Annotated in this window: 1 protein-coding gene; it reads left to right on the plus strand. The window is 48.3% G+C overall.

The features are described from left to right. On the plus strand, positions 1-2,547 hold a 2,547-nt coding region (locus WA010_RS04355), incomplete at both ends, for a MutS-related protein (RefSeq protein WP_422555931.1).

A 2,547-nucleotide genomic window follows, 5' to 3' on the forward strand; every position in this document is an offset into this window, starting at 1 on the left:
ATCTATCACGTCTCGTTCAGTCGAAAAAATACACGATTGTCCTCGTCCGTCAGCAGGGGGAAGTTCCCCATATTCGCCGCTATATCTCCAATATCATCTCTCCGGGGACGAATTTCGACTACATCGCCGAAGCGAGCGAGAACTATATCGCTTCGCTGTTGATCGATCAAAACAACGGGGTTTATTCTATCGGCTACTCCGCAATCGATGTGGGGACGGGGAAAACGCTCATCAACGAGATACATGGAACCCGCGAAGATAAAACGTACGCACTAGATGAAGTGTTTACGCTGTTGCAGAGCTACCAAACCTCTGAGGTGGTGGTGACGTTTTGTGCGGGGGATATCGACCGTGACGAGGTGAACCGCTATCTGGAGATCAAGAATCACCATCGGACCTCGATGAATGAGAAACGTCTGCGGATCGATTATCAAAATGAACTGTTTGAGCGGATTTATCAGATACGCTCACTGCTGAGTCCTATCGAGTATCTCGATTTGGAGCGGTTCCCTTATGCCTCCGAATCGCTTTGTATCCTCATAAACGTCATTATTGACCACGATGCGGGGATTATTGAGAAGATGAATCGTCCGACGTTTTTGGGGACGGCGCGTTATATGTATCTGGGGAACAATGCGGCGGAGCAGTTGGGGATTATCTCACGCGATTCGGATGAGATGACACTCCTAAAGCTCATCGATAAAACCTCTACGGCGATGGGAAAACGACTATTGCGCGAACGGCTTCTGAACCCGATTTGTGATGTCAAACTTCTCGAAGAGCGGTACGATTTGATCGATAAAATGGGGGAACATATCGCCCCTTTTGAGACGAAGCTCAAAGAGGTGTATGATCTGGAGCGGATACTGCGCCGTCTCAAACTGGGGAAACTTCATCCGTTCGAACTCGCCTATTTCTATGCGTCGCTCAGTGCGGCGGAATCGTTGTTTGAGGATGCCGACCGTCTCAAAATCGCGTATGATAAATCGAGTGCGCAGGAGTGTGCCCATTGTGCCTCGGAGCTACGCCGTATCTTTAATATCGAATCATGTGCCAAATTCCGACGCGATCAAGTGGATGAGAATCTTTTCAACGAGGGGATTGACCCCTCTATCGATGCCCTCGAACAGCTCCAAAGCAACAATGTCTCAAAACTAAATGGTATCATCGAGCATATCGATACCTTTTTCGAGTCTGGGGGATCGTTTGCTTCTATCGGATGGTTGGAGAGTGAGGGGTATCATCTCCTTATGACCCGTAACCGCTATGTGAGTGTCGAAGAGGCACTGCATAACAGCTTTTTTACATTAGATAATCAGCACTATTTTTTCCGTGATTTTCAGATTCGTAAACTCAAAACAACCGTCAAACTTTCATCAACTTTGTTGGACGAACTCTCCATCGAAAACGCAGGGGCAAAATCGCGGATGATCGCTCAGGTGAAAGAGCGCTACCGCGAACACCTCGAAGAGATCGAAAAACGATTTTCCCATGCAATAGAGCATCTGATATCGTTTCTTGCTGTCGTCGATGTGAGTTTGAGTGGGGCGAAGTGTGCGAAGCAGTACCGCTATGTCCGCCCCTCCATCGTCCCATCACCCAAAGCCTTTATCGAGACGGTCGGGCTTCGTCATCCGTTGATCGAATCGCGTGAAGAGAATGGTATTTTTATCCCGAATGATCTTTTCTTAGGTTCACTCGATCAGCATATCTATGAGGAACACACGACGATAGAGAACGGTGAGGATGTCAAAGGGGTGCTTTTGTACGGCATTAACTCCAGTGGTAAATCATCGCTTATGAAGAGTATCGGTCTCTCGGTCGTGATGGCGCAAGGGGGATTTTTCGTTCCGTGTGCCATGATGCGTTTCGCCCCCGTCGATAAGCTCCTTACCCGAATCGTCTCCAAAGACAACCTTTACAAAGGGCTTTCCACATTCGCCGTGGAGATGTTGGAACTGCGTAATATCTTTAACCGTGCGACGGAAAACACCTTGATTCTAGGAGATGAAATCAGCCACGGAACCGAGACCGAATCGGCTCTTGCTATCGTCGCGAGTGCAATCCTCAAACTTCGTGAGATCGGGAGTATGTTTATCTTTGCCACCCATCTGCATCAGCTTTCATCCCTCGCCGAAATCCAAAAAGCGAAAGAGATCGTATTGCTCCATCTGGGGGTCTATTATGACGAAGCAAGCGATAAACTGGTGTATGACCGAAAGCTCAAAAGCGGAAGCGGCTCGACCCTATACGGATTAGAGTTTGCTAAATCGCTCCACATGGATGAGACTTTTTTGAAAAAGGCGTATGAGATTCGAGGACGGATCACCGACAAAACCCATGAAGCTTCGATGCTGAAGCGGGAGAAAAAGAGCCGTTATAACAACAAGCTCTTTCTCACTAAATGCGCGCTGTGCGACGAAGCGGTGGATGAAGTGCACCATATCGTCCCTCAAGCGAACGCCGATGACGGCGGCTCTATCGGTCACTATGGGATGAATCACCGATACAATTTAATCCCTCTTTGTGCAAAGCACCATAAACTGG

The sequence above is a fragment of the Sulfuricurvum sp. genome (assembly GCF_049305995.1).
Lineage (GTDB): Bacteria > Campylobacterota > Campylobacteria > Campylobacterales > Sulfurimonadaceae > Sulfuricurvum.